The organism is Bacteroides sp. HPS0048 (assembly GCF_964240755.1).
Lineage (GTDB): Bacteria > Bacteroidota > Bacteroidia > Bacteroidales > Bacteroidaceae > Bacteroides > Bacteroides nordii.
The window spans coordinates 23,009-48,416 of record NZ_CAXSVC010000009.1; the positions used below are offsets into that span (position 1 = coordinate 23,009).

Genomic DNA, 25,408 nt, shown 5'->3' on the forward strand with positions numbered 1-25,408 from the left:
AGTTTTATTCTTTTTAATTAGTTTGTACCGTAAATCCTTTCTGTTGTAACGATGTGATCGCAGCTTGTGACGCTTCGGTAGGTGCATCACATGCACCGGTTAGAGCTATCGTTCTCGTTCCCGTTCTCTCCCCTGCAATAGCCGCTAATTTTATAAGTATACTGTCAACTGTTGTAGAGTCAATAGGGGATGTTATTTCAGGAGCTAACTTGAAATTATAAAATTTATCCGACAGGGGAAAATCACCATTAAATGTAACATTAAAATGCCCATATAACTCTAAAAATACCATTGTTTTATTGGGTATATTACTAATATCTCCCGTTATTTGATTGTTAGCATCTGTCGATTTTATATTAAATGCTATAATTCCTATTGGTAAATCAGCTAAACGTCCTTTTAAACTACACTCTCCTGCAAGAACAGCAGATGTTAGTTGCTTAGGAAGGTCTAATATGTCACCCGATATAGTCGATTTTCCAGAAATATTAATAACATTTAAAAGAGGTGGTAGATCGGTTACATTTCCAGATATAATAAAACTTGGACCAGATAATAATAAAGTCGTTAACATACGAGGTGCATCTATTATATTTCCCGTAAACGCACTCGTTAAATTGTACATTTGAACTACTTCCAAACTACGAGGTAAATCGGAAACATTGCCAGTAATATTAGAACCTGAACCAGTATTAAGATACAGAAAGGTTAATTTTCTTGGTAAATCGGAAACATTACCACCAATATTTATTAGTGGACTTGTCATCTGTAAATATGTTAAAAGTCTCGGAAGGTCTTTAAAATCACCGGATATATTTGGTCTTGAATTAGTACCATCACCGATACTAATATTAGTCATATTTCTATTAAAATCCTTTACTTCACCGTAGATACCGGGATTACTATTTGCGATTAAGTATGTCAATGAATTTCCAAAATCCTTTATACTTTGATATACATTATAATTAGAAAGGTTAGAACCGACAACTATACTATATACTCCTTTTGCCTCTACAATGGCATAAGATTCTATTGCCCAAAAATATAAATAAGTACTCACTCCCTTTTTTATACCTATTGATGTTTCTCCTTTATCTGTAGGGCCAGAAGAAACATGCCCTCCTGTTATTGTTACTTCTGTATCAAATAAAGACGTTAAATAGATAGTTATATATCCCCCGTCAGCAATTTTTTTCAGCTGAATCATCGTAGTAGGAATATTTGCATATAATGTATCCGATAGGCTATCATTGTCTATCATCTTACCGTTTACAGAATACCTATTGCATTTTAGTACAGCTTCCTTAAAATACGAATTTACCCACCCAACGAGCACACCAGACATTTGATTTAAGTATCTTACTAATTTATACTGTTTTTCACTTACGTCATAGATTAAATATTTAAGTTTATCGTCTGTCATTGGATCAATGATCTCCTGTCCAGTATCGGTAGCCGAATCTCCAACTCTCGTATTTCCGTACGACAATAGTAGTCTTCTTGGTAAAGAGATAGTTACCGATGTATCTGTTTCACTGAAATTAACGGAAACAAATGAACTGCCGGTATATATATGCATCATACCATTCTGAGTTGCTAAAATAGCAGCCTGATCCGCGCCTAATACCTTATTTACGTCGGAAGTAATTAAATCATGGGCGATATTGGATTTTGGAATATAGTTTCTGAAAGATCGAGAAACGCCATTTACAAAATAGTTGTTACATCTTAAAATTGCTTCTTTAAAATACTGATTAATCCACCCTACCAACACTGAATTAGTCATTTGATTCACAGAACCAACTAATTTATATTGGTTTTCGGTTAAATCATAGACCAAATATCTTAATTTGCCTGCTGTCATTGGATCAGTTATTACCTGACCGTTAGTCGTTGCTGTGTCTGCGATTCTTTTATTTCCGTAGGATAAATAGAGTCCTGACGGTAAAGATATAGTGACGGATATATCAGTATCGCTAAAATCCACGTTAACGCTTTTGTTAGTGGATATTACCTCCATCATACCGTTTTGAGTAGCTAACTGAATAGCCTGATCCGCTCCTAATACCTTATTTGCGTCAGTAGTCGCTAAATTGTGGACTATATCAGTTTTAGGAATGTAGCTACTGAAAGATTGAGAGACGCCATCAACTGTGTAATTATCACACTTTAATATTGCTGTCTTAGTAAATTGACTAATCCAACCCACTAACACCGAATTATTCATTTGATTTACGGAGTCTACCAATTTATAGAGATTCTCGCCCAAATCATAGACTAAAAATTTCCACCTAAGATCAGTCATTGGATCAGTTATTACCTGACCGTTAGTCGTTGCTGTGTCTGCGATTCTTTTATTTCCGTAGGATAAATAGAGTCCTGACGGTAAAGATATGGTAACGGATTGATCTGAACTGCTAAAATTCACGTTAACAATCTTATCCCGACTTAAGGTTTGCATCATACCGTTCTGAGTAGATAGAATCCTACCCATATTCGCGGACAAAGGTTTATCCACAGAAGTAGATATTAATCCGTCTATGATGTCAGACGCAAGAAGATAATTAGTCGGATTCATAGATTTACCGTTAACTGTGTAATCGCTGCACTTAAGGAATGCGGTCTTAACTTCGTTACTGATCCATCCAAGTAATACGGTTCCGTTCATCTGATTCTGCGCCGTGACAACCTCCACTTTCCCTTTGCTAATATTGAATACGAGGTACAGATTTTTAGTAGCTGCGGGAACTTCTATCATACTTATACCCATATCGCAGATAACAGAGGTATTACCGTATGATATGACTGTTTGCTCAGGGAATGCAATAGAGGTGTTTCCATTGTCTTTGAAAACTATATCCACCTTAGTACCTGCAAACGTCCAGATAAAGCCGTTCTGAGTAAACGCATTACCCATGTCCCTTTGTAGATTTTCTACCTCTTCATTTATATTGGATAGCTCTTTTTCTGTAACAACCGCTACCCAATTATCTGTTACATTCCAGTCCTCGCCATCGATAGTGGCCCCGATATATTTATATGAGCGCCAACCTTCTTCTGATAAGAATGTACACGTCATTCCCTCTTTTCTTATGTCTTGCGGTATTTTAGCTACCGCCGTATTCAAAGTATATACATTAGTACCGTTCTCGCCCTCCGTCGGGTGCAGATATGACACGATATAGTCCGTTAAAGAGTTCACATCATTTTGATAGATAATTTGCGCAGACTCCTGTCCGGTCATTCCTTCAGTAATTTTTTTTAGTGCATCCATATTATTTTTATTTTTTATAATTCCATAAGCCAGTATTGTACCAGAATCCCAATTCGTTCCACGTCCCGTCCTCCAATATCCACGGTCTTCCGTCAATATTTGCTATATATACGGTCGCGGTTTGCATGGTAACCTCATTTTGGAAAGTAATATATTCCCCACCTAATTTTATACCGGTAGCCGTTATTAGAAAATCGCCAGCGTTTCCCTCTATCTGATCCAGTGTTACAAACTGTGGAACGCCACTTATCAGTTTCCAGGGGTTCGAACTTTCCAATATAAAAGATAAATTATCAACGGGCTTTTCTATAATCATTCGCGTAGGTACGATACGTATATAATTTCCCGTTTTAAAAGAAGTCTCAAAAAGAGGATAGCAAGACAAAGCGCTAAAGGTTACTAAGGCCCCGAATCCGTCGGAGGTTTGGCAGGCGTATGTAACACCCGCACCAGCCTCTTTACCAAATACGAAATAACGTCCGCTCGTACCGCGGAATTGAACGATATACCTCCTTTTCGTAGACAAATGGAGATCGGATAATAAATCGGCGGATATATCCGGGATAAATGTCTCGACAGTATGAGTATAGATACTATTTTTTAAAGTTGAATTATATTTTGTATTTTCAGAAGACGCCACCTTTACAAAATCCCCCGCCCTTAGAATATCGGATACAAGGCAATTGGAGTAAAGTCCGTCCCCTTCAAATCTGAAACCTCTAAAGTCTTCGAAGTCCAGTACACGAACATCGGTAATTCCGTCCGGGCTGTAGCTGCACGGCGGTTTCATATTATGTATTCTACATTTCATATCATAAAGACAAAAAAGGGCGATATCATCTACCGCCCTTTTTTAATTGTCACAAGTTACTTACTCCGTAATAGTCTCCTTATAAATCGGGGTAATGACGCTTCGATCTTTTACAAAGGGAGCGATCTCGGTAGATGCGCCCTGTAATATCGTAGTCCATCCGGTAGCGTCCGCTTCGGCTGCGCCGCTTGCGTAATCAAATCCACCTGCCGGGGCGCTTAGACCACCAGTACGCCCGAGTACTTTAATGGACCCGTTAACGGTAACGACAACAGCGATAAACCGTCCTAAACTCAACGCGTCTCCCTCATTAATAATATCTACATCATCCTGTTCGATTACGGTATTAAGTGTGTGTTGACGGTATTTCCCTCCATTCCCACCGACTAACAAGGCGTCAGCGTAAGAGGTTGTATTGTCCGCCCCCTTTATAGGAAAGAAACTTTCACCTTCCGGCAAAAAAATCCCTTCTATATCTCCGTCGGTACCGAATTTATAGGCGATCGCACCGTCTACCGCCGCATCCCCGTTTGCCGGGGGATAGTAATTGGCTAAGAAAGTTTCCCGTACGCCGGATAATACGTACTCGCATTTCTTTCCGCCCAACCCTTTTGTCAATTTACAGTTTCCCATCTTTATACTTTTTATTTCTATTTTTTACGGATTTCCAAATGCCCCAGGCGTACCAAGCGCCCCGTTCATTCCAACGCCCGGTTTCAAGTACCCAGGGCCTTAAGGGAAAACGGTGTCTATATCCTCCGTACGTTGGTTAAGGGTTACTACCGCGCCCCGATCACTGTCCGGGAGATTTACACGTACTTGCCCTACGCGTGGATTAATTCCACTTGAATTGTCGGTAGCAGTCACAGTTACGGTAGTTACGTTAACGCCGTTGGCTTCTGATGTTTCACCAGCTTTTACGGTAAAGCCATCTACTGCAGTATTAACTTCGGGAGTCACACCTTTTTTAGTTACTACCGTGAATGTCTTTGCTTCTCCCGCCGCTGAGAACACAAGCGAGTTAGGAGTTATCGCCAAGTCGTTATTACCGGGCCCCGCCTCCTGTGCGGTCTTAACCTTGTCAGACCAGATAACAGCCTCGTCCTCAAACGGTATCACAAAGCCTAAACGCATACGCCCCTTAATCCACACCTTACTATCGTTAGGTTTCGGGAATTGACCCATTTCGATCTCGTCCAGATCGCTAAGAAGGTCCGTTAACAGGAAGGCGTTAGTACCATCGATACAGATAAGGGTATTCTTCCCGATACCTTTGACCGGTACAAACTCTACTCCCAAATAGTATATACGCGGATTGCGTTTGTCGGTATCGTCCACCGTCCAGGCTTCCGCCAACACTTGATTATTTTTGTCAGCGAGCGCAGCACGTAAGATACGTCGGGTGCTATACGATCCGAAAATATAGAGGGTACCAGCGTCTTCACTTTGTAACACGTCTTCCGATACGGCGTTATACACGTCTTCAAAAGTTTGCAACACATTCGCTTTTGTGATAACAGCGCCGACCAGTTTAGCCGCCTGAGTAGAATCCAAAAGCGTTTTCTCCATACCGTTAAACTGGTTCGGGTCTACACTTTCATCCCCTCCGATTATCATTTCCTCGATTTCGTTGCTAAGACCGATCGCGATAAGTTGTAAAGTAGCCTCTTCCAGTTCAGGAGGTAGACTTTCGTTTTTCGCACCCGGAGACAGCATGTAAAGAGTACGTTTGTTCTCCAGTTCGTCAATACACTGTTCGAGATTGATTTTATAGGTCTTTACTTTAGCCTTCTTGTCAGACAGTTTAATAATTTGATTAGGGGTCCACGCACAATCTTTTCCGTCGATCTGCAAAATTTTATTATCGAGATCGATCATACTCAGAAGCTCGTCCCCTTTAATGCCGGTCAGCACGCGAATATATCCGCCCTGTACCAGGCGGCCACCGAACATTGCACGGGTAAACCATTCGGGATTCTCCTGTGCGTTGTAACTAAGGCCGTTAATATTATACATGTTTGCCATTTAAATACACGTTTTTTCGGTTATTATTTCTTTTTCCTTCTCTCATTCCGGCTACGGATAACGGCGGCCATCTTCTCGGTGTACGTCATCTCTTCGGGCTTTTTACCACCACCATCTACGGGGGCCTCCGCAGGCGTTGTACTCGGCTGTTTTTCCAATTCTGCGATTTGCGCCTTAAGGCGTGCGATTTGCGCTTCTTTCCCCCCGGCTTTTGATAGGTATTGTTTTGCTCGAGCTTTAGCCATCTTCGTTTTTTTAGCCAGTTCGGCCGCAGCGGCTTCGGGTTCTACTCCGTCGGCTTCCGGTTGTGTAACTACCATCATACCGCTATCATCGATGACGAGAAAATTACCGTCCGATAATGCATGTTCCCCCGCTGGCATTTGCTCACCATCGAGTGTCGCGAAACCATCAGCGTCTACCCACACTTCGCCCCCGTCCGCCAGGTCGAAAATAAGGTAAGGATCGCCCGCGTCTACCTCATCTTTGGCGGCTTCGTCTACTAAATCTTCGGCGGCAGCTTCGGTTTCACCTTCCATTAGTACGCCAAACATAGCCGCGAGCGCGGCAGCTAACTTACCCTTCGGCTTTTTCTTTGCCGCGGCCTGCTCTTTTGCAAGCTGGGCGGCCGTTTTTGTTACTGTTTTCATTTTTACACTATTAAAATTAAATATTCCCTCTAATGAGAAGCCTTTAACGTTACCAGATAAGACCTCTGTACGCCAATATGCAGAGTCTTCGATCTTATAAGAAGCTACGAGCGTACCCGGCGGGAGTTCACCCAATCCCAATGCCGCCGCTTTGTCTTTTTTTGAGTCGGAAACAAGCCATATCTCCGTTAGATAATTGCCCTTTAGCGGTTTTTCATGCTGGTGAGTAGTAGTACTTAAAGCTAAACCGGTTTTCATCATTTTTTGGGCTATCTTTTCGATATCCTGCGCAGTGAATTTTATATAATACTCCCCTAACGCATCATCGTATCGGTATATTAACTGATCGGGTATGAGGACAACGCCCGTTAAAATCTGCTTTTGCCGGTCTAAAGCGAGTTTTACGGGGCGTTGCTTGTGAAGAGCTACAAAATTGCACTCATTGGCGGGTATGTCGACAAACGATATGGCGAATATCCCTGTGTTGTCCGTACCCATTATTTTACACTCGTATACTGGTATCTTAGGTTTCATGCAATAAAGACAATTTGCGATAAATTCGTCTTAAAACCCTGCTAAATCACGAACGGTTACTACCTCGTCCGTCGCGTCAATTATATCAGTTACAGACACAACCGGTTTTATCTCCATATTTTCGATCGCGTCTATTATCCGGTATTCTTGCGACAGGGGCGCATCAGAAACCACCGACGGAACTGTATTACCCGGTAACACTCCTATGAGATCGGAGAACAACAAGGGGCGAGGATTGTCATTTATGAAATTTACCAATGACTTATTGGCGCGATAACTTTTATCGTTTATCATAAACTCGCCCCCCTGGGCCTCATAGGTAGGAACACCGCTTATCAATATAGGAACACCGCCGTTTGCATGGCTGGGCCCGTTGATCTCACCCCCTTTTTCCAGCTTAGATAGTTGTTCCGACATAATACCTACCTGTGCAGCCCCCATAGTACCGACAAGACTGGCGAGGGCTATATTCCATATCCCCCACGGTTTATTACCCAATGCGCCTATAACGGCCGAAGCGGTATCCGCGATCCCCCGCGCTATGTTGGAAATAAGATCGTTACGTCGCATTTTCTTCTCCTTCTCGGCAATTTCCGCTTCTCGTTTTTCTTTCTCCTTTGCTAACTTTTCTTCTTCCCTCGCCGCCTTTTCCCGTGCAAGTACCTCGTCGTTAAGTTGTTCACTCAATGCCGCGGCCGTACTCCCGGTGGCGTTTCTTAGGCGTTCTTCTAATTCTTCCACTTTTTGCGCGGCTTTTTCCCGTTGTTCTTGCGCTTGCTCGTATTTTTCATTTATGATATCCAGTTGTTCATTAAGTCCGTCTAACTGTAGTTGCAAATTAGCGTTTAGAGTGTCAGTAACTGCGCTAACTGCCTGAGAAACCTCCTCTGCATACTTCCCTATCTTTTCTAACAGTTCTTTGTAATAATCGGCTTGTACTTCCGTAGCCTGCTTAGTGTTGTCCGATTGGGATTTGAGCGCAGTCTTGATACGGTCAGATATGTTTTCCATTGCACGGGCATAACTCTGAACCTCCCTCTCATATTCGACAGACCCTTTTTGTAGGCCGGTCAATGCGATTTTATGTGCTTCAGTTAAAGACGCCTGGTAAGCGGTGAGATGTTTTATGTACTCATCTAACGACGAATTTATCTCTCTTAGATTGTTCTTAGTGGCGTCCACGTCGATAAGTCCTGTATCGTCCTTATCTCGTACAATCTTTTGTTTTTTCTCTATCTGTGCGTACATATCGTCTATAGCAGACAATTCGAGATCGGCACGTACCGCGAGTTCATCGGAAGTCAGCTTTAACAGTTCATTCGCGCGTGCGTCCTGCGCATTGAGAATAAGCTCATTTATTGCTTTCTGTTGTTCTTCCGTTAAATCCTTTTCCTTTTCCAAACGCTTTTTCAGGTCCTCAACTTCACGATCGTATTGCAAGTTAATTTCGGTTCGACGACGTTCTGTTTCATCCTGTATCAAAGCTATCCGGCTGTCCTCTACCTGCCTTTCTAATTCTAACGTCTTTGCCGTTTGTTCGTCTTGCAAATCCTGTAATTCCTTATTCTTCTGCTTTTCCAAACTAACGATCTGGTCGTTAATCGCTTCGCGAGCTTTTTTAGTAAGGTCTGTCTCTGTGCTGAGACGTTTACGCAAGTCTTCTATTTGACGGTCGTATGTAACCTCTATTTTCTTAACGCTATTTTGCATTAAATCCAGCCGAGCGTCTTCGGCCGCTCTTAGTTCGTCGAGTTCTGTTTTTACCGCTTCTTTGGCCTTATCCGCCCTTTCTTTTCTGTTCTTTACTTCTAATACAGTAGCCTGATCGTTTAAGGCTCGTTCCCTTTCATACGCCTCGTTCATTAATTTTTCAGCTTCCGATATTTGCTCTTTAGTGGCGTTACCATTTTTTATTATGTCATCATACAACCTTTCTGCCTGCTCTCTTCTTTCTCGGGCCGATCTTCGTCTTATTAATATAATCTCTTCCTCGCTTTTTCCCTCTGCTTCCGCTATGGCCGCGGCCAATTCCATATCACGGTCTAATTGATTAAGTAGTCTAACAGTAGTTGACAATTCGCCATTTAGTTTATTCTGTTCTTTTCTCGCCTTAGTGTTTCCAGAAACGAAAGCGTATAATCCCGTGGTAACCGCGGCCAATCCTAATGCAAGTATTACGTACGGATTAGCGGAAGCAACCAAATTAAAGGCTTTCTGCGCTACCGTCGCAGCGATTGTACCTTTTGTACTTGCAACCTCGGCGGCCGTTTTTGCCTTTAACTGAACGGCCCGTATAGAATCCGTAACAGCCGCAAGTTTATTTTGCACGATACTCTCCCGTATAAGATTCGTGTTAACCTGTTCGGCGATGGAAAGAAGAGCGAGTATCTTATTAAGCCTTTCAGCCTGTTCCGCGCTTTCTTCATTTTCTTTGCCGAATAGCCCCATTAACGTATTAGATAATAAAAGGGTTTGAGCCAACCCCATAGTGGACTTTGTAATGCCATCTACGCCATCAGACAGTTTTCCCAACCCGTTTAACGCCTTTTCATAGTTTCCTACACTGTCGCGAAAGTTTCCCGTACTTTCTCTCAGGGATTTATATTCTGCGTCTAACTCCTGTATACGCTGTAGTAATTCCCCACCTACGGTCACATCGTCCCTTTGCGCTTTACTCAGGCTCTCATATTCGCTACGCAGATCGGTTAGCTGCATCCCCATCCGCTTTATACTATCTTCCGCCAGTTGGTCGGCCTGTATTTTCCGTGATTGTTCCCGAGTAGCTTCTCTCAACTCCTGGTTAGCCCTTATCTGCGCATCGGTCGCCCCATCTCGTACGGCCTGTATTTTACGCTCGGTATCTGCTAACTTCTTGGCCGCCTTCTCCTCTTCCGTCAGGGCTTTCGCACGCCCTTTACTGACTGCCAGGGCGGTCCCCGCACTTCCCGACACGCCCTTTACAGTCGTATCCAGATTCTTTAACAGGTCATTTAACGTGGTTACATCCTTAATATTTTTTTCTACCCCATTAATGATTAGAGTATATTCTTTCTTTCCAGCCATATCTAAATTTTTTTTATCAATTTGACCTTTGTTTTATTACGTCCCGTCGGATCATATCCAGATAGCTCCGCTACATAATATATGTCGTGATTAAATAGTGCCTTTTTATAATTTTTCAGCATTTCGTAGTGAACAGGACTTAAGTAACATTCTATCTCAGTATAGTGAGAATCCGCGTTTACAAGGGTGGCAAAATATAAATCCAGAATAGTAAATTTCTTGTTCTCATAACTTAATATTAACCCTTTAGTATTAGTTACTTTAGCAAGAAATACGCTTTTTCCGTTTATATCTGCACTAAATACACCACCATAAAACCAGAATCTTTGTGCCAAATCGGTATATTTTTCTTCCATTGCGTCTTTATACGCCCTGTCTTCCGTCCAAACCTCGTGTTTAGATATCACGGGTAAATCGAGAAAGGCCTTATCTTTTTTAATTCTCTTAAACCAGTTATATGAAAACGGGCTCTTTTGTTCTGTAGGGTTTCCCTCGATCGCGCCAGTAGTAATAGAGCCGGAAACGCCCGTATTTCCATTAACGTAATACCCCTCTTCGTCTTCGTTTACTGTAAACGATAGGATAAATTGAGATGGTAGATTCAATGCCGAATTACTTCTCTTTGCCACCGCCCCTATTCCATCCAAATCTACATACTGGTTCCAAATCTTAGGGACACCCTTCTCCAAAAAGAAAGTATTATCTCCGGCGTCCACTATGCGGAGATTAAATGTCGTACACAGATTATCTATGAAGTCCGATACCTTCTCATTTTGCGGCATGAACTTAAACAAGTCAATGCGATCACTTTCAAAAGTCGGGGCGTCCTCCCAATTTAATATCGGTAACGTCCCGTTTTCCAGATTAGAGGCCGGTATCCACCCTCTATCGGAACGATACGGGATCAGCTCTATCCTATAATTGTATCGGTGAGATGATACCGCAGGAACTGACTCACTTCCGATTATCGTATCATGGCATTCAACTACAGATATAAGAGACAGCCTTTCTCCCTTATCCAGCCAGGCGATAACCTCCACAGTTCCCGACGCGTCAGTATCAGATAAAGATGGGGAAAAATTTCCTGGCCCATTGACAACCTCTATCTTAAACTTATCCGAGCTTTCTGTTATTCCGTTTTCCACCAGGTAATACCCCTCGTTAGGGAAAAGGGAGAACGCCCGTTTATCAGCTTCCAGTATTCCATCCTCTGACCAACTTAAAAAAGGACTTTTCAAAAGTACCGCGCTTTGTATACCACTATAAGTAGGATTACGATATACGCTATCTTGTTCCCCGCTTCCGGTAGTCACGCCGAAAACTAACTGTTGGTCCTGCATCTCATCAACAATTAGAGACGTTCCGTTAACAGGGTAGTACCTTTTCGGTGAATTAGGTTCTTGTGGAAGATTGTTCCGATATAAGGTGCTATCTAAGGCCAAGTCAGACAAATCGTTAAGGCTATTAATCCCCCGCATCAATCGCACTTCAAAGACACGCCTTTGAAGTGACCCGGTAGTTACATGGCATACGCCCGTATCTGTGTCTACTTGTCCCCGCATTTGCCCTCCCGTATGAAGTTGTAAGTCATACGACAATCGCACTTTATAGTACCCGGACACGGGGACAGTTATCGCCCCATCGTCAACGACACCAACGTTATCTATTACCTGAGTTATCTCGTTATTCGTTCCCCCCGTTATCATCGCAGAGACCGACTCTTTGTTATCAGTGTACAATAGATTCTTTTCAAAATTGCGATACTCTCCGCCTGTCGTATCGACACTAAACCATTTTCCGGCTACAATAATTGAGCTGTTACGGTAATTCCACGGTAATTCATAAGTCGGATCATTCTTATAGCTTACATATATATTGTTTAAATACTTGTCCGTTTGATAATCCCCGGTCAATAACATCCCCTTTATTTCAAAGACCTTTTTTAAAAGGAGTGAAATATTTAACGAGGGAGGCACATCATCCCAGGACAATGATACCCGACTGTCCCATTCGTCGCGCTCTCCGTATCCGTCACGATCGACTTTCGGAAGTAAACCGTATAATACATAAGGGAATATAGCGGGCTGTGCCCCTTCTAACGCTTTAGTATTCGCTGCAGTTACCGACTCGCTGAAAAGCCCGAAATCTATATAATAGCCCGTCATATCCTCCCATTTTTCAGAGGGGAACATATCTTTTGAAGTTTTAGAATTAGGTGTATATAAGTTTCCTTTGTACCCGGTAGACCCTATTTCTGAAAGTCTGAAATACCCTTTGAAAATACGTGCCCCATTAACCGATAACTCAGCGTTATACCGCCTATTAAATTTATTAACGACCTCCTCTACTCCAATGAAACCGAGTATCGAATTATTATTGAAAGTGGGGGGTAAAGTAATACTATAACTGTATTGGGCGTCTTTCAAAGTGAGCTGCTGCGGATTTATAAACTGACGATTTATACGGATATTAAAAGTACCCGGCAAATCACAGAGTTTTCCATTTATATATAATTCTATTACTATCATTCGGTCAAATGGTATTTAATAGTTGGTCTTTGCATATTAAAATTATCGGCGGTTTTCGATAGTGTGAATTCTTCCACAATGATATAGTTACCGTCATTGTCAACGACGACCGTAGACGCGGCCATCTCTTTAAGCCACTCCGCCACCTCATCACTAACCGGTACCCCCTCTACTGTAAAGGTATTCGCTAAGTTAGCGCTATATACAGTTTCTAAGCTGTCTCCTTTTTTCATGTATGGTGTTAAAGTCTTATCGTAGGTCTCTACCTCATTTCGAGCCTCATCCTGAACGGGCGCATCAAAATTCACGTTATCCCATCCCCCTAAACGATTGATGAAAGAAAATTGGGCGAGCCTGTGTAAGCACTCCGGTATAATCTCGTATTCCAAAAAATCGGAAATTAAAAAGTCTCCTTTTGCAAGTGCTACCTTTACAATCCCCGCATTAGGATACAGGTCCAAAGCAGCGTCTATGTCTAACCGACATGTCCGAACCAACGTATTATCTATACTTTCCTGACCGTATACGGTACCGAGGTATAAATGGCCGGTACTGTATACCTGATATGCAATGCGGAACCGTATACCAATGAATTTAGAGTAGCACACAAAGTTTAAAAACTCCCTTTGCCCTCTAACATATTTCGTCAATGGCTTATTAGTTAACAGCTTAACGACGTCCCCGTTGTACACATATGGAGTAAGGTCTAATTCCTCAAAGACTGGACCGTAACCGTTAAGCACATACAAGACACTCGAGCAGTAGAAATAAAAAGAATTGTTTCCCTTTACTTTTGCCAGGAAACGGTATTTGTGATGGGTTCGCGTACCAAACCAACCGGGGGACTCCGGAAAGGTAGAACGTTCGGCGTATTGAGAAAAGAGGGAATTTAGTTCAAACCATAAAGGGGTACCCGAATAGGTTTTACTCAAACTTGTTATGTACTCCCCCATCGACGTTGCATTGGTCGGAGGCGTTTCCACCCCGAATAAATCGGGGGGACTGTCGTATATATCTAACTCGATCTCAGCTGTAGCATTATCTCCACTGATACTATCATTACTGTATGAATCCGGGATTATACGGTCGATAGTATAGCCCGTACTGTTTCCGGATATTGTCATATTATACTCTTTTCCGGCGTCCTTACTCCGTATGGTTATGCGGCTCCCATTAGTAACACTGTCAACAGAAGACACGAAAGGAATAACTATTTCAAAATTCGTTCTAAGCCAATCATCGGACATCATAGCCTGCCTTAGATTCTCTGCCGTATCAGAAGTATCGTCCGAAACAAAAAAGACGTATCCACCCGCTTCTTCCGCGGTAGTAGTACCTTTAAAAACACGTGTATTACCGTAAGAGTCAGATATTTGTAATACGGATACCGAAGGCAGGTCCATCGAAGGAATGACCTTTACCCCTATCTCTATCCACAAATAACGTTTTGTGACTGGCTTACTTTCAAATATCACAAAATTAGGCGAGCCGGTAAGTGATATTTTTTTTGGTTCGGTTATTACCGCTATATCTTTAGAAACGTATCCCATATATTTAATTATCATTAAAGAAGTTATCTAAATCATCCACTATTGAGTTAAACAGTTTGTCTGCCCAGTCTCCCATAAACAAACCGTCTAACTCCTTGTCGATCGTAGCGAAGATAGGGCGCCCCTTATGTCCGTCCCGCCATATTGCGTACGATATCCGGTACAAGGTATCAACGTCGGTCGGTATGCCGTTTTTAGCCGCCCAGTCTTTAAGAACGCTTATAGGAGGCTTCTTTTTGTACTTCGGGGGCCGCGTCCATTCCAGATATATAACGTAGTGATTAAACAGCGCCTTTATTACAGGATCGTTACCGGCTACCGCATTTACCGTTGTTTCCAGATCGCCTTTCAACGCGCTATCACGTAATGTATTTCTACCTACTTTATCGTTAGTACTTATCGTATCATCTTCTAAGATAGCCGCTGCCAGGGCTAACAAATCGTCGGCTATCTTATTAATCGCCAGCTGTACCCCCTCCCTGCTCATACCTTTATTTTAAAATTGGGAAGCCCCGTCTTATCGTTAAATATGGCGCACCCGTCTGGGTTATCCACTTCAAAACAGGGTAACGCCTCTCTCTCTGGAAAAACTTTGTCCGGGTCGAAATCATCAGCACATCTGTCAACCGGATTCGCCTGCACGATCGTGTAAGTGAAGCGAAAACCGGCAGCGTTATTATCATAGTAATCCCGCAGAGATAAAAAGCTAAAATCGTCTATACTGTACCCGGTTTGTCCTCGGGTCTGCTTGATCTTTTCCGCGATTGACAGCCCCACGTTGAACGCCCCTGTTTGTACGTCTACTACCTCCTTATCCGTATTCGGAATACCGAGTATATCCACATTGACGGTATAACGGAGGGTCTGATTTACCGACTGACCGTATACGGGATCGTCAAGCCACATTAACGGGTGTGCCTCGTTTGCCGCGCCTTTCTCGTAGTTCTTTCCATACATAAACCCTTTAATCTGTTTATGCTGCCGGGCTAACTCATAAAAGAAATTAACTATCTGCATTCTTAGAATTTTTTGAAATGAACCTGTCTAATTTTCTTTGCGCTTCTTCCGCTCTTTCCTTATCCCCTTTGTATAAAAGGAAGTTGAACGCCGTCGTAAGTGGTAGCGAAGTGATATCGTCAAAGCGTAATATTTGATCGCAGGCCAGATCAGCGATAATTTTATACCACCCCCACGAACGCGCGAAAGAAGTATATTCCGCGGCAACCGGTCTACTAACTCTACCAGGTTTGTATAGGACTGAGTACGTCGATGTAACACGTTGCTGTAGTGTAAAAAAAAAGCCAGCACGCCTAAAACCTTACTTACAGGGAGCGCGGCAAACATAGCCGCCCGCTTTTCGTTATTCTCGTAGTTATACTCTTCTCCTACAGGGCGGCATACTATAGCCAGTATGTTAGAGATCACGTTCTCCCCTTTCTTTTGTACCTCTTCCGCATCTATCCACGCACCTAAACTTAATTTATCCTCTACAGGCACGACATAAGTAACTCCGTCTATTTCTAATGTAGGATCGGGCGCTGCAGGATTATCCGTAAAAAGAAAACCCATACAGTCCACTATCGTATTAAATATTTCCGCGGGCCAGCTTAATAATAATTCAGCGTCAACCATACAGATACGTGCAACCCATGCAACACGTTCCCGCGTCGTTTCTGGGATATCTGTACTGAATGTCTCGTACAATCCCAACGTGATATCATCCCAATTTTCAGGGACAGATACCGTAACCCCATTATATTTTATCGTAACCATACACTAAAGACAAAAAGCCCCCGAATTGTCTTTAGGAAAAAAGACTATCGATGGAAAAAGAAACATTAAAATGTACGGTAATAAATCTCAGCGCGGCAGACGAGAGCCCAGCGTATCCTACACTATCGCTTAACAAGTCTAACCGGTGGGTAGCATTCGGAAGTAAAAACCTATTCCCGCAAGAAGTAATAAATTACAATAGTAAAAGCCCTGTAAACGCTTCGATAATAGAAAGTACGGTAACATACATTTGCGGCAAGGGGGTAAGGGATACGGAAGCTAATGCGGACAAATACGTAGGCGTTCCTAACCCGGGTGAAACCTGGGACGACGTGATAGAAAAAGTAGCAAAGGATTATAAGACATTCGGAGGTTTTTACCTGCAAATAATAGTAAACAAAAAAAGTACAACCGTATCACTGTTCCATCAGGATTTTAGCCAGGTACGTATTGGAGAGATAACCGAAACAGGAAAACCCGTAACATTCCGAATATCGAAAGACTGGACGAAGACAAGCGGAAAAAACAAGCCGTTAGAACTTCCGGTATGGCCCGGAAGCATAGATAAAGCCAAAAGAGGGATCGCCTATATCTTCTACCACTGGGATTACACCCCGGGGCTTAACTTCTACTGCATACCCGGATATTACCCGGCTATAGAATACATTAAGGCTGACGGTACGCTGGGCCAATTCTATAATAACAGCATAGATAACGGGTTTACGCCATCCGTAGTCATCAGCATGCCGAGTAATCCGTCAGAGGAGAAAAAAGCAGAGTTTCAAAAGCAGATGGAAGAAGCGTTCGCAGGTGCAAAAGGCGCCTCCTCCATCGTCATTATGTGGGGCGAAAACGATGAGATCAAACCCGTAATAACCCCATTTAATGCAAGCGCGAACGCGGATATATACAATAACGTGGAGGGTATCGTATTTCAAAAGATCATAAGCGCACATCGGTTAAGTAGCCCTACATTAGCAGGCGTATCCGGTTCCGGGAATCTCAGCGGAAACGCCGCCGAAATCATTGACGCGTATGTACTCTATAACTACACCGTAATTGAAAAGATGCGGCGTAAAATATTGGATAAGCTAAACATTTTCACGTCAATAAACGGTACTGCTCCGTTGTTTATTGACGATCTGGATGTACTTCCGAAAATACAGGAGACAGAATCTACCCTCGAAAAAGCTGAAATCGTGGAAGAAGAAAAAGTAGCCACCCTTTCTAAAAAAGATAATGCCTTAATAAGGCTATTGAAACGCTTGTTGTTCCGAAACGCCGCTTAATAAAAAAGATATGGAAATAGTACTAATAAATGAGGAACTGTTCAGAGAGAACGGTCCGATAAAAGAGGATACGATTATAACAAAATTCGTACCATATATCAACATCGCACAAAAGATGTACATAGAGCGTATTTTAGGGAAGCCTCTCACCGATGAACTGAAAGACCAAATAAAAGCCGCGAGTCAAAAAGACGCAACAGGTGAAGAGATCACCCCGGAAAACCAGGCATTAATACTTAAGATCGCTCCCGCATTGTCGTTCTATGCCGTATATCAGGGCATTCCGTTTCATTGGGCCAGTATCGTAAACAAGGGTATTACTTTGCGTAATTCAGAAAACAGCGACGCGGTAACGATAAATGATATTGCACAGCTTCGAAGATGGATCAAAGACGACGCGGAAGAATTAGGGCGGGATTTGATAGGATACCTCTGTAGCTGTAAGGAGTCTTACCCGCTATGGAAACCTGGAAAGGGTTGCGACTGTGGCCCATTATGGAACGGCGGAGAAGGGTCAGTAGTCAGTCCTTTCGACGCTGGTATATTCATCCCTAAACGTCGTAGATAATATGGATTGGTCGGCTATTGCAACGATAATAGGGGCGTTAGGCGGATTGGAATTTGTAAAATGGTTGGTAAACGGCAGGGCCTACGCACGGAAGGAAAACGCAAGCGCGAGAGACGCCGAACTGGCAGTACACGAAAAACAGATAGACCGCTACGAACAAAGGTTAGCACAACGCGACGCTAAAGTAGACGCGATATATAAGGAGTTACGCGAAGTACAAGCAAGAGAGTTGGAGCATATAAAAGAGATTAATCGGCTAAAATTTGAAGTAGATTTACGTGAGTTACAAAAGTGTGAGGTACGAGGATGCGACAAAAGAGAGCCACCCAGTTCATACTAAAAAAAAGCCTCCCGTATAATACGGGAGGCCGCCGAACAAAAAATCTAAAGGTTGTAATCAAAGCGACATTTGCCCGACTTATACCGCTATTTCTTCATACTCCAAACGACGCGCAAAACGTTTTAACCCTTTTTCTATTTTATCCGCTGTTTCTTTCCGCGGACTTTTATACCCGTTTGCATACTGCCAAAGTTGTTTTTGATTTACCCCCGTTAAACTTTCCATAGCGGGAAGCGTTATAAACTGGCTGTAATACTTAACCAAGCCTGTCACATCAAAAATTAATTCTATTTCAGGGTTATTCTTTAACATGTCAGGGGCGTTCTCATTATATTCTAAATATAAAGCTATCGCCTTTTTTACGTCATCCTTTACCTCGTCTAACGTACCCCCGACTCCGTAAATACCTTCCACATCTTTGGCCCACGCCCCGTAATGGTCTTTGCCGCCCGAAACAATAACTTTTAAAGTATCCATTTTAGTAAAATATTAGTTAGTAAAAATAAACAAGCGATACCGACGCGAAGAAAAAAAAAACGAAATGAAAGGTAGGGGCTTAAAGCCCCATTTCCTTTGCAATTTTCAACCTAAGCGGCTCCGGTATCTCCTTTGAGCCGTGATTAGGAACGGGGTAACGTATTCCGTCTTTCTCGTAAATAACGTGGCTACCCGTTTGCCTGACTGATAACCAGCCTTTCTGCTTTATCAGTCTGTGAAACTCGTTGTACTTCATGTCAAATATCGCTTTGTTTACCCTACAAAAATAGTATATAAATATATACCATCCAAACAAAACGGTATATATTCATATACTATTTATACTTTTTAACTATCTACCTTTAAAACGGACCCCGGCCCACAATACGCCACCGCCCAGGGTGGCTATACCTAAATACTGTAAGATACGTTCGTACCACCTTAACGGCATACGCACAGGCCTATCTACAGGTACTTCCACTTCTACAGGATAGGGAGCAGGTACTTTTACTTCTACCTCGTGATCTATGTACTGGATACGTACGGGTATACCGTTCTCTTTATTTTCTATTGTATGCTCGAGTATCCCACTATTGCCATGCCATACGGCCGTAGACCTCGCGTACTTTGTTTCTACTGTACTTGTAGTATCCTGCGTATTCTCTCGCACATACTCTTTTTCTGTTTTAACGATAACAACAGTATCCCGTACCGTCTCTTTTATGGTTACTTTCGTCTCTACAGGAATATATTCTCGGGAACACCCGCACAGAGATAATAGAATAAGGAATGTCAAAATAACTCTTTTCATAGTCTTTCCCCTTTATATGTTTTATTGTACAAAACTTGGCGACGGTTAGGACGCACGACGGTATATGAGAGGTGCACGAACGACGGATATACTATCGCCTGGTCGAAGTCCAACCCGGACGCCAACAAAGTACGTATCACCTCAATGGGAACGATATATCGTGTCACCCCGTTTACCTTTCGATAAAACTTATTGTCTGCGGCCTCGCCCCTACAATGCTGTGAGGTATCTACCCCTCCCACTGCGCGGTTAAGTTTCTTACTCCTGTATCCGCTCGTTATTAGGTCAGACCATCCGGTATGATCGCACAACGGTTGTAACAAGTTTAACACTAATGCCCGTACAGCAGGCTTTACATTTTCCGGTATCTCATTATTTATGCCGCGTGCCGAAGCTGTGGCACTCGCTGAAAACTCAGCATACTTAAAGTTCTTACTTATCATAGTTTTTATTATTTACGCCTTGTCGTTCCGACTGTCACGTCAAAGCCGGTTGAAATGTTGCTGAGCCGGTTTAGGAACACATACCGTTCAGCGTCTTTCGCATGATTGAATTTATCTATTGGTTTTCCGGTATAGTTTCCGTCCGGATCTTTCGTGTAACAATATTTCCGGTTCTCGTCTATGCTATTAACGGACCTTTTCGTATAATGCTTTTTATAACGGTTCATCACTTTAATACCCAGTTCTATATCCTTATTATCGGACGGTACCGCGTTAATACCCGCATTTTTCAGCTCCTTAATACTCTTTGGTTCGGCCTTATCGCAAATCGTTTCAACGCGGGAAAACCCCGCAGAAGTAATCACTCGCGCTATATCAGGGTTATCCAGATTAGTAGCGTACGCCAATTCGTCTACCCATACCTCACCGCCTTCGCCCAGAACTACCAACATTATTGCCGTAGGCGCGGACCATCCGAAGTCTACTCCGATCCAATATTTTTTCCACGTTTCACGAGGAGGCAGCCCTTCTACGATATCCCAGTTTCTTATGATCGCCCCCTCGTATATACCCGTCTCACCGAGTACCATAACACGGTAATAGTTCTCGTCTATACTTCCCTGGTATTCGATCTCAGAAACCTGTGCCTCCGTCAGCATGTCATTGTCTTTGTAAGTACTGTGTATAAGTACCGTATCTGGGCGATTCAAAACCTTTGTATCTACCCAAAAGTCATGCAGGGGGTTATAGTCGAGGAAAACCCATTCGCGGGTACGGGATGTTAATTCGCGGTACACGTCATACTGGATGTGTATACACTCGTTTATGAACAGTATATCGCGTGCCGGGCCCGTTACCTTATTCGGCATATCCACGCTAAAAAATTCGATAACGCTTTTATTTACGCAGTATATAAAGTCCGTCGCGTTCCATTTATTATCATCCCACAGCCCGTCATCTTCTAAAAAAGTCCTAAAGTCACGTATACACCCTCTTTTTAGATGCGGCATGGTCTCCGACACAATGGATATTACACGTCTTCTTGGCGACTTCACCGCGATAAGGTATAGCAACTGTAGTATAGACCACGTTTTAGACGAACGCGTCCCGCCTTTGTTCACGATATTACGTATCCCGGGGCGTTTGAATTCACGAAGATTCCGACTGAACACGTTCGTAGTTTCCATTACATTAGCACACCTATGAAGACGCCTACGCACATACCTATAATGAAGACAAGCCCCACTGCGGCATACAGTTTGCCATATACTTCTTCGTCCATCATAACAATTCATTTAGTTCGTCGATATCCTCTTCCGTCTCTTTGTCCCTCACGTTCACGCGAATAGAGGGCATTCCGTTAGAAGTAATATCCTGTCGATCGACAAGGCCGTTAATACGCGCCACCAGATTGGCGGAAAATACCCCTACAGCCGCACCCTCGATCTGCTGCGTGCGTATAGCCTGCTCGATCATCTCTATCGCTTCGAGCAAATCCACTTCGTCGGAAGTGGCTCTCCCCTGCTCTATCTTTTCCTTTAGATTATTCTTTGCAGACCGAAAGTAACTACCGGATACACCGAGATAATAGGTCAGCCCTTCCACCGTATAGGGCCTGCCTAACGGTATATCCGCTTCGTTATAATCTCCTTTGTATTTCACCAGTTCCACTTTCTCCCACGGATGGCGATCGCACCAGTCAAAATACATGTAAGCCTCCTCGAGCAACACGGCCGCGTCGCTGAATATCTTATCGCGGCCGTGCTTGGTGCGTAACTTCCAGAAATTATTACCCGTTAATCGCGAAGACATAATTACAACAGCTCATCGTCTGGGTTAGTCACTTCGCCGCCTTCCTTTATCGTCGCTTTACCACCGGGCTGCACGGCGATAACTCCCTCATCAGTGGTATATGTTCCCGCCTTTACCGCCGTTCCGTCCGCATGCGTTACTGTTCCCTTTTTAGGATTCTCAGGGCTGGGGATAAAATTGAATTGTTCCCCTTCGGGGGTAGACATAAGTAACGCCACCGGAGGTTCCGGATCGGCTTTTGCTGACGACTCATTATTATCGTCGTTTTGCCCGTTTTCCGGCTCTTCACGCGATTCTGTACCCTCGTCCTTACTCTTATCTGTTTCGGGGGTTGGATCGTCCTTTTTTGCTTTTTTCTTCAAAAATGCTTCGTATCCGTCAAGCCACTTACGCAACTCCCGTACGCGGTTACGCAAACAGCTACTGCAAGACTGCGGTATATCCTTTTTGTTGAGAGCGGTGTTATAAGCGGAATACACGGCGGAAACGCTATAACGGTGTTTGTCCGCTTCGGAAATTACGTTACGGACCTGTTTTACTAAGGCGGGGGTAACATTACTGTAGTTTGTCCCGCAGGCTTTTACTTCATTCATAGATTCTAAATTTTAACTTTATATACAAAAAACATATCAATCCCATCAACATGCCTACACCTATAAGGCCGAAACGAATTACGGTACATATATCCGGGTTATCGGACCCCGGGAAATACGGCGTAATAAGAAGCGCCAATGCAACACCTAACAAAACGTTAAGCCAGAACGTCAGGCACGGCCGGCAACTAAAAGGCTTAAACTTTAACGGAAGTGGAAAAACCTCCGTAAACAACCAACCTAACACAAAGGCCAGCAACGAGTTAACCACGATCAGCGCGGCAACTCCGATCAAAAAAATAATCGTATTCATACTATAAAGACAAAATAGATCAAATTCATATCATAGATAGCAAAAAGTCCTTTCGTTCCTCGAAACGTTTTACAACCTCTTTTTTCACATTTCCGATAGACTGCCACACCGTAACAAAGGGAATCCCGAGCATTTCGGACAGCCTTTTGTACGATATGTCGGGCGACAGTCCTACGTACATCTCGAAAAGTGAAACACTCATTTCGTCAAAATTCCCGCGTACGTACTCCATCACTTCTACGTTTATCCGCTCTACCGCTTCTTCATATTCCCGGCTATCAAATTCCGCTGCGGGTGTGTCCGTCTCATTCGTAACGGGAACAAAGCGGGCGCGAGCGTTTCTTTTCTCACGGTTAATAAGTGCGGCACGATACGAGAATAGGAAATACTTCGTATAATTAACCACCTTCGCGCCTTTCAACGCGATCGCATCGTATATACTTAACATCGTATCGCTGAACAAATCATCATCCACTTCATACCCTCCGCCGTACACGTATCTTTTCAACATGGATACGTTATCCACGTACCATGACATAAACTCAGCAGCGCGTTTCTCGTCGCTTTTCGCGGGGGTCTCGCCTCCGTGTAACTTGATATACTTCTTTCCTGTGTTCATTGGTATTTCTTTTTTAAGTCCTTAATCTCATTCATTAAAAAGGTCTGGTTTGTATCCTTTGATGCCAGGCGACGACGTACACGCGTATCCCGCGTCCCCTTTACTATCAGACGATGCACGTAGATTTTTTTCAACTGTCCGCGCCGCAACAGCCGCGCAACGGTCTGTTGATAATGTTCTAAATTCCAGGTCATAGAAAACCACACCATGCGCCGGCCCCCGAATTGCAAGTTAAGTCCGTGCCCGGCCCCGGCAGGGTGTATAAGCAAAAGACGTATACGCCCGGCATTCCAGTCACGAAAATCCTCTACCGTTCCCTTTCCTTTACGCAACTCACGTGCGAACGGGAATGCCGCGCATATACGCTCTACTTCATGTCGAAACTGGTACACGACTATAAAACTTTCATCCGGGTATTTTTCAAGCAAACCGCGTAACGCGTCTATCTTAACCGTATTCACCTCATGCCATACACGAGGTAACTTCTTTTCGTTATCGTCGTATTTCTGTTCCTCATATATCGCCCCGCTACTTATCTGTAGTAACTTATTCGTTAGATCAGCAGCGGTTTTTACCGTCACATCGTTACCGTCGATAAAGTCCAATACGTACGCCTCTTCCAACGTGTCGTATACCTCGCGGTCAAAGGGAGACATTTCTAATTCGATATCATCCGTATGTAGCTCAGGGAGTACGAGATAATCGCGTGTCTGCATTGTTAGTACGATATCCTGTAACTTATGTGCTATGACTTTAGGCGCACCGGGACGAGGGATATACTCATAAACCACCATACCGTTACCGCGTGTAGTGAAGTACTTGTCTACGAATTTGCCGAACGTATCCCCCAGGCGTTCGCCGTCGTCGATCAGCAGCATCGGCGCCCACAGGTCAACGTAACCGTTAGGACTGGGCGTACCAGTCATCCCCACGCGATAGTCTACTTTGCTGTTATCCAGGGCACGCCGTAATTTTTTAAACCGTTCACTGTCTCTACTTTTAAATAAACTAAGTTCGTCAATTATCACACAGTCAAAAGGAATTTTCCCTAACCAGGGGCCGTAGGGTTTTCCAGTCTTCGCACTTATCCGCTTGTAGATGTACTTGTCTATCAGCCACGCGAGATTGTCTACGCCGATTATATATATTTCCGCTTCTGCGGATAATGCTTTTTCCCGTTGTTTCCTGTCGCCCTGTATGACACTGTATTTCATTCCCTCCAAATGTCCCCACGTTTCGATCTCGTCCGGCCAGGTTATACGGACCACCTTGTCGGGTGCGACTACCAGCGCTTTAACAATAGCAGCCTCTTCATAGATCATGTCGTACAGATAAGAAAGGGCAATCACCGTCTTACTGAGACTCATACCGAGAAACAACGCCGCACGTGGATTGAAGATCAGGTGCTCGTAGGCTTCCACCTGGTGAGGATCGGTTCTGTAGTACTCTCCCTTACGCTTATTGTATAATATTTCTGGTATCATAGTGTTAACATGAATTCGTCTATACTTTCCTTACGGTCCAGGACTTCTACGCGAAAGCCCATCCCCTTTAATTTCCCGTGTATTCTTACCTGTAGAGCCGTAGGTTTCTTACCTTTGTCTTTCGTTTCTACGAAAATTATACGCGCCCCGGGTAACAGGACTATGCGGTCGGGAAAACCCGCAAAGAATAGAGGAGGGAACTTTACGCAAAGTCCGCCCATCCTTTCTACCCTGTTCACTAAATATCGTTCTATCTTTTTTTCCATTGTGTAACCGTTAAACAATTGATTTATAACGACTTTAAAAGCATCGGTAACACAAGGTAACGCGGTAACACAAAATTCTATTATAGGTCAAGACCCTATATAAATTGATAAAATTGTTAATTTCATCTATTTTAATACCGTTTTAAAGGTTTTCTCCTGTTTTTAGTGTTACCGCGTTACTATGC

At 43.3% G+C, this 25,408-nt stretch carries 24 protein-coding genes; 3 read left to right on the plus strand and 21 right to left on the minus strand.

All coding sequences use genetic code 11. The features are described 5' to 3' along the window. Positions 1-13 precede the first annotated feature (13 nt). The 11 genes from ACESQI_RS09190 to ACESQI_RS09240 form a co-directional block, all read right to left on the minus strand. The gene (locus ACESQI_RS09190) at positions 14-3,274 is read right to left on the minus strand and encodes a hypothetical protein (RefSeq protein WP_373125868.1); all 3,261 of its coding nucleotides are present in this window, start codon (positions 3,272-3,274) and stop codon (positions 14-16) included. 7 nt (positions 3,275-3,281) lie between these two features. Further along, the gene (locus ACESQI_RS09195) at positions 3,282-4,064 is read right to left on the minus strand and encodes a hypothetical protein (protein WP_373125870.1); all 783 of its coding nucleotides are present in this window, start codon (positions 4,062-4,064) and stop codon (positions 3,282-3,284) included. A gap of 81 nt (positions 4,065-4,145) precedes the next feature. Further along, positions 4,146-4,718, minus strand: coding sequence for a hypothetical protein (locus ACESQI_RS09200; protein WP_289291345.1), 573 nt, complete (start codon positions 4,716-4,718; stop codon positions 4,146-4,148). A 99-nt stretch (positions 4,719-4,817) separates the two neighbouring features. Beyond that, positions 4,818-6,110, minus strand: a complete 1,293-nt coding sequence (locus tag ACESQI_RS09205) for a hypothetical protein (RefSeq protein ID WP_370866184.1) — start codon at positions 6,108-6,110, stop codon at positions 4,818-4,820. A 23-nt stretch (positions 6,111-6,133) separates the two neighbouring features. Next, positions 6,134-7,294 (minus strand): XkdF-like putative serine protease domain-containing protein, encoded by a 1,161-nt coding sequence (locus tag ACESQI_RS09210; protein WP_373125872.1) that lies wholly within the window; start codon positions 7,292-7,294, stop codon positions 6,134-6,136. Positions 7,295-7,324: 30 nt separating this feature from the next. Then, positions 7,325-10,246 (minus strand): hypothetical protein, encoded by a 2,922-nt coding sequence (locus ACESQI_RS09215; RefSeq protein WP_373125874.1) that lies wholly within the window; start codon positions 10,244-10,246, stop codon positions 7,325-7,327. A 113-nt stretch (positions 10,247-10,359) separates the two neighbouring features. Further along, the gene (locus ACESQI_RS09220) at positions 10,360-12,885 is read right to left on the minus strand and encodes a hypothetical protein (protein ID WP_373125876.1); all 2,526 of its coding nucleotides are present in this window, start codon (positions 12,883-12,885) and stop codon (positions 10,360-10,362) included. Next, complete coding sequence (locus tag ACESQI_RS09225) at positions 12,882-14,450, minus strand: hypothetical protein (RefSeq protein ID WP_373125877.1); 1,569 nt, start codon at positions 14,448-14,450, stop codon at positions 12,882-12,884. The genes ACESQI_RS09220 and ACESQI_RS09225 overlap by 4 nt, the downstream gene beginning before the upstream one ends. Next, positions 14,440-14,922 carry a hypothetical protein gene (locus tag ACESQI_RS09230; RefSeq protein WP_373125879.1) on the minus strand — a complete coding sequence of 161 codons (483 nt, stop codon included), beginning with the start codon at positions 14,920-14,922 and terminating at the stop codon, positions 14,440-14,442. The genes ACESQI_RS09225 and ACESQI_RS09230 overlap by 11 nt, the downstream gene beginning before the upstream one ends. Next, the gene (locus ACESQI_RS09235; RefSeq protein WP_007486379.1) at positions 14,919-15,452 is read right to left on the minus strand and encodes a hypothetical protein; all 534 of its coding nucleotides are present in this window, start codon (positions 15,450-15,452) and stop codon (positions 14,919-14,921) included. The genes ACESQI_RS09230 and ACESQI_RS09235 overlap by 4 nt, the downstream gene beginning before the upstream one ends. 27 nt (positions 15,453-15,479) lie before the next feature. Continuing rightward, positions 15,480-16,208 carry a hypothetical protein gene (locus ACESQI_RS09240; protein ID WP_289291358.1) on the minus strand — a complete coding sequence of 243 codons (729 nt, stop codon included), beginning with the start codon at positions 16,206-16,208 and terminating at the stop codon, positions 15,480-15,482. A gap of 50 nt (positions 16,209-16,258) precedes the next feature. Between ACESQI_RS09240 and ACESQI_RS09245 the strand changes: the two genes are divergently transcribed. From ACESQI_RS09245 to ACESQI_RS09255, 3 genes are read left to right on the plus strand one after another with little or no spacing between them, the layout of a single operon-like run. Beyond that, entirely contained in the window at positions 16,259-17,497 is a 1,239-nt protein-coding gene (locus ACESQI_RS09245; protein ID WP_373125881.1) for a phage portal protein, read from the plus strand. 10 nt (positions 17,498-17,507) lie between these two features. Then, positions 17,508-18,065: a hypothetical protein gene (locus tag ACESQI_RS09250; RefSeq protein ID WP_373125883.1), complete on the plus strand. Its 558-nt coding sequence runs from the start codon at positions 17,508-17,510 to the stop codon at positions 18,063-18,065. A gap of 1 nt (position 18,066) precedes the next feature. Beyond that, on the plus strand, positions 18,067-18,405 hold the full coding sequence (locus ACESQI_RS09255; RefSeq protein WP_289291360.1) for a hypothetical protein: 339 nt from the start codon (positions 18,067-18,069) through the stop codon (positions 18,403-18,405). Positions 18,406-18,483: 78 nt separating this feature from the next. Here ACESQI_RS09255 and ACESQI_RS09260 read toward each other — a convergent pair whose 3' ends face one another. The 10 genes from ACESQI_RS09260 to ACESQI_RS09305 form a co-directional block, all read right to left on the minus strand. Then, complete coding sequence (locus ACESQI_RS09260; RefSeq protein ID WP_320906312.1) at positions 18,484-18,882, minus strand: hypothetical protein; 399 nt, start codon at positions 18,880-18,882, stop codon at positions 18,484-18,486. Between the two features lie 79 nt (positions 18,883-18,961). Further along, positions 18,962-19,138, minus strand: a complete 177-nt coding sequence (locus ACESQI_RS09265; RefSeq protein WP_044166607.1) for a type II toxin-antitoxin system HicA family toxin — start codon at positions 19,136-19,138, stop codon at positions 18,962-18,964. A gap of 96 nt (positions 19,139-19,234) precedes the next feature. Continuing rightward, positions 19,235-19,693: a hypothetical protein gene (locus tag ACESQI_RS09270; RefSeq protein WP_373125885.1), complete on the minus strand. Its 459-nt coding sequence runs from the start codon at positions 19,691-19,693 to the stop codon at positions 19,235-19,237. Next, positions 19,690-20,136: a D-Ala-D-Ala carboxypeptidase family metallohydrolase gene (locus ACESQI_RS09275; protein ID WP_320906314.1), complete on the minus strand. Its 447-nt coding sequence runs from the start codon at positions 20,134-20,136 to the stop codon at positions 19,690-19,692. The genes ACESQI_RS09270 and ACESQI_RS09275 overlap by 4 nt, the downstream gene beginning before the upstream one ends. An 8-nt stretch (positions 20,137-20,144) precedes the next feature. Beyond that, on the minus strand, positions 20,145-21,323 hold the full coding sequence (locus ACESQI_RS09280) for a PBSX family phage terminase large subunit (protein WP_007486364.1): 1,179 nt from the start codon (positions 21,321-21,323) through the stop codon (positions 20,145-20,147). A 94-nt stretch (positions 21,324-21,417) separates the two neighbouring features. Beyond that, positions 21,418-21,948 (minus strand): terminase small subunit, encoded by a 531-nt coding sequence (locus ACESQI_RS09285; RefSeq protein WP_320906315.1) that lies wholly within the window; start codon positions 21,946-21,948, stop codon positions 21,418-21,420. Between the two features lie 2 nt (positions 21,949-21,950). After that, a complete protein-coding gene (locus ACESQI_RS09290; RefSeq protein ID WP_373125888.1) occupies positions 21,951-22,541 on the minus strand; it encodes a hypothetical protein in 591 nt (196 codons plus the stop codon). Positions 22,542-22,879: 338 nt separating this feature from the next. Continuing rightward, positions 22,880-23,473 carry a hypothetical protein gene (locus tag ACESQI_RS09295; protein ID WP_373125889.1) on the minus strand — a complete coding sequence of 198 codons (594 nt, stop codon included), beginning with the start codon at positions 23,471-23,473 and terminating at the stop codon, positions 22,880-22,882. Continuing rightward, positions 23,470-24,957: an SNF2-related protein gene (locus ACESQI_RS09300; RefSeq protein WP_373125891.1), complete on the minus strand. Its 1,488-nt coding sequence runs from the start codon at positions 24,955-24,957 to the stop codon at positions 23,470-23,472. Before ACESQI_RS09300 ends, ACESQI_RS09295 begins: the two co-directional genes overlap by 4 nt. After that, positions 24,954-25,223, minus strand: coding sequence for a VRR-NUC domain-containing protein (locus ACESQI_RS09305; RefSeq protein ID WP_289291372.1), 270 nt, complete (start codon positions 25,221-25,223; stop codon positions 24,954-24,956). Before ACESQI_RS09305 ends, ACESQI_RS09300 begins: the two co-directional genes overlap by 4 nt. Positions 25,224-25,408: the final 185 nt, after the last annotated feature.

Excerpts from the sequence above, each read along its gene's own strand:
- ACESQI_RS09190 (WP_373125868.1), bottom strand. The coding sequence starts at position 3,274 with ATGGATGCACTAAAAAAAATTACTGAAGGAATGACCGGACAGGAGTCT.
- ACESQI_RS09195 (WP_373125870.1), bottom strand. The coding sequence starts at position 4,064 with ATGAAACCGCCGTGCAGCTACAGCCCGGACGGAATTACCGATGTTCGT.
- ACESQI_RS09200 (WP_289291345.1), bottom strand. The coding sequence starts at position 4,718 with ATGGGAAACTGTAAATTGACAAAAGGGTTGGGCGGAAAGAAATGCGAG.
- ACESQI_RS09205 (WP_370866184.1), bottom strand. The coding sequence starts at position 6,110 with ATGGCAAACATGTATAATATTAACGGCCTTAGTTACAACGCACAGGAG.
- ACESQI_RS09210 (WP_373125872.1), bottom strand. The coding sequence starts at position 7,294 with ATGAAACCTAAGATACCAGTATACGAGTGTAAAATAATGGGTACGGAC.
- ACESQI_RS09220 (WP_373125876.1), bottom strand. The coding sequence starts at position 12,885 with ATGATAGTAATAGAATTATATATAAATGGAAAACTCTGTGATTTGCCG.
- ACESQI_RS09225 (WP_373125877.1), bottom strand. The coding sequence starts at position 14,450 with ATGATAATTAAATATATGGGATACGTTTCTAAAGATATAGCGGTAATA.
- ACESQI_RS09230 (WP_373125879.1), bottom strand. The coding sequence starts at position 14,922 with ATGAGCAGGGAGGGGGTACAGCTGGCGATTAATAAGATAGCCGACGAT.
- ACESQI_RS09235 (WP_007486379.1), bottom strand. The coding sequence starts at position 15,452 with ATGCAGATAGTTAATTTCTTTTATGAGTTAGCCCGGCAGCATAAACAG.
- ACESQI_RS09240 (WP_289291358.1), bottom strand. The coding sequence starts at position 16,208 with ATGGTTACGATAAAATATAATGGGGTTACGGTATCTGTCCCTGAAAAT.
- ACESQI_RS09245 (WP_373125881.1), top strand. The coding sequence starts at position 16,259 with ATGGAAAAAGAAACATTAAAATGTACGGTAATAAATCTCAGCGCGGCA.
- ACESQI_RS09250 (WP_373125883.1), top strand. The coding sequence starts at position 17,508 with ATGGAAATAGTACTAATAAATGAGGAACTGTTCAGAGAGAACGGTCCG.
- ACESQI_RS09255 (WP_289291360.1), top strand. The coding sequence starts at position 18,067 with ATGGATTGGTCGGCTATTGCAACGATAATAGGGGCGTTAGGCGGATTG.
- ACESQI_RS09260 (WP_320906312.1), bottom strand. The coding sequence starts at position 18,882 with ATGGATACTTTAAAAGTTATTGTTTCGGGCGGCAAAGACCATTACGGG.
- ACESQI_RS09265 (WP_044166607.1), bottom strand. The coding sequence starts at position 19,138 with ATGAAGTACAACGAGTTTCACAGACTGATAAAGCAGAAAGGCTGGTTA.
- ACESQI_RS09270 (WP_373125885.1), bottom strand. The coding sequence starts at position 19,693 with ATGAAAAGAGTTATTTTGACATTCCTTATTCTATTATCTCTGTGCGGG.
- ACESQI_RS09275 (WP_320906314.1), bottom strand. The coding sequence starts at position 20,136 with ATGATAAGTAAGAACTTTAAGTATGCTGAGTTTTCAGCGAGTGCCACA.
- ACESQI_RS09280 (WP_007486364.1), bottom strand. The coding sequence starts at position 21,323 with ATGGAAACTACGAACGTGTTCAGTCGGAATCTTCGTGAATTCAAACGC.
- ACESQI_RS09285 (WP_320906315.1), bottom strand. The coding sequence starts at position 21,948 with ATGTCTTCGCGATTAACGGGTAATAATTTCTGGAAGTTACGCACCAAG.
- ACESQI_RS09290 (WP_373125888.1), bottom strand. The coding sequence starts at position 22,541 with ATGAATGAAGTAAAAGCCTGCGGGACAAACTACAGTAATGTTACCCCC.
- ACESQI_RS09295 (WP_373125889.1), bottom strand. The coding sequence starts at position 23,473 with ATGAACACAGGAAAGAAGTATATCAAGTTACACGGAGGCGAGACCCCC.
- ACESQI_RS09300 (WP_373125891.1), bottom strand. The coding sequence starts at position 24,957 with ATGATACCAGAAATATTATACAATAAGCGTAAGGGAGAGTACTACAGA.
- ACESQI_RS09305 (WP_289291372.1), bottom strand. The coding sequence starts at position 25,223 with ATGGAAAAAAAGATAGAACGATATTTAGTGAACAGGGTAGAAAGGATG.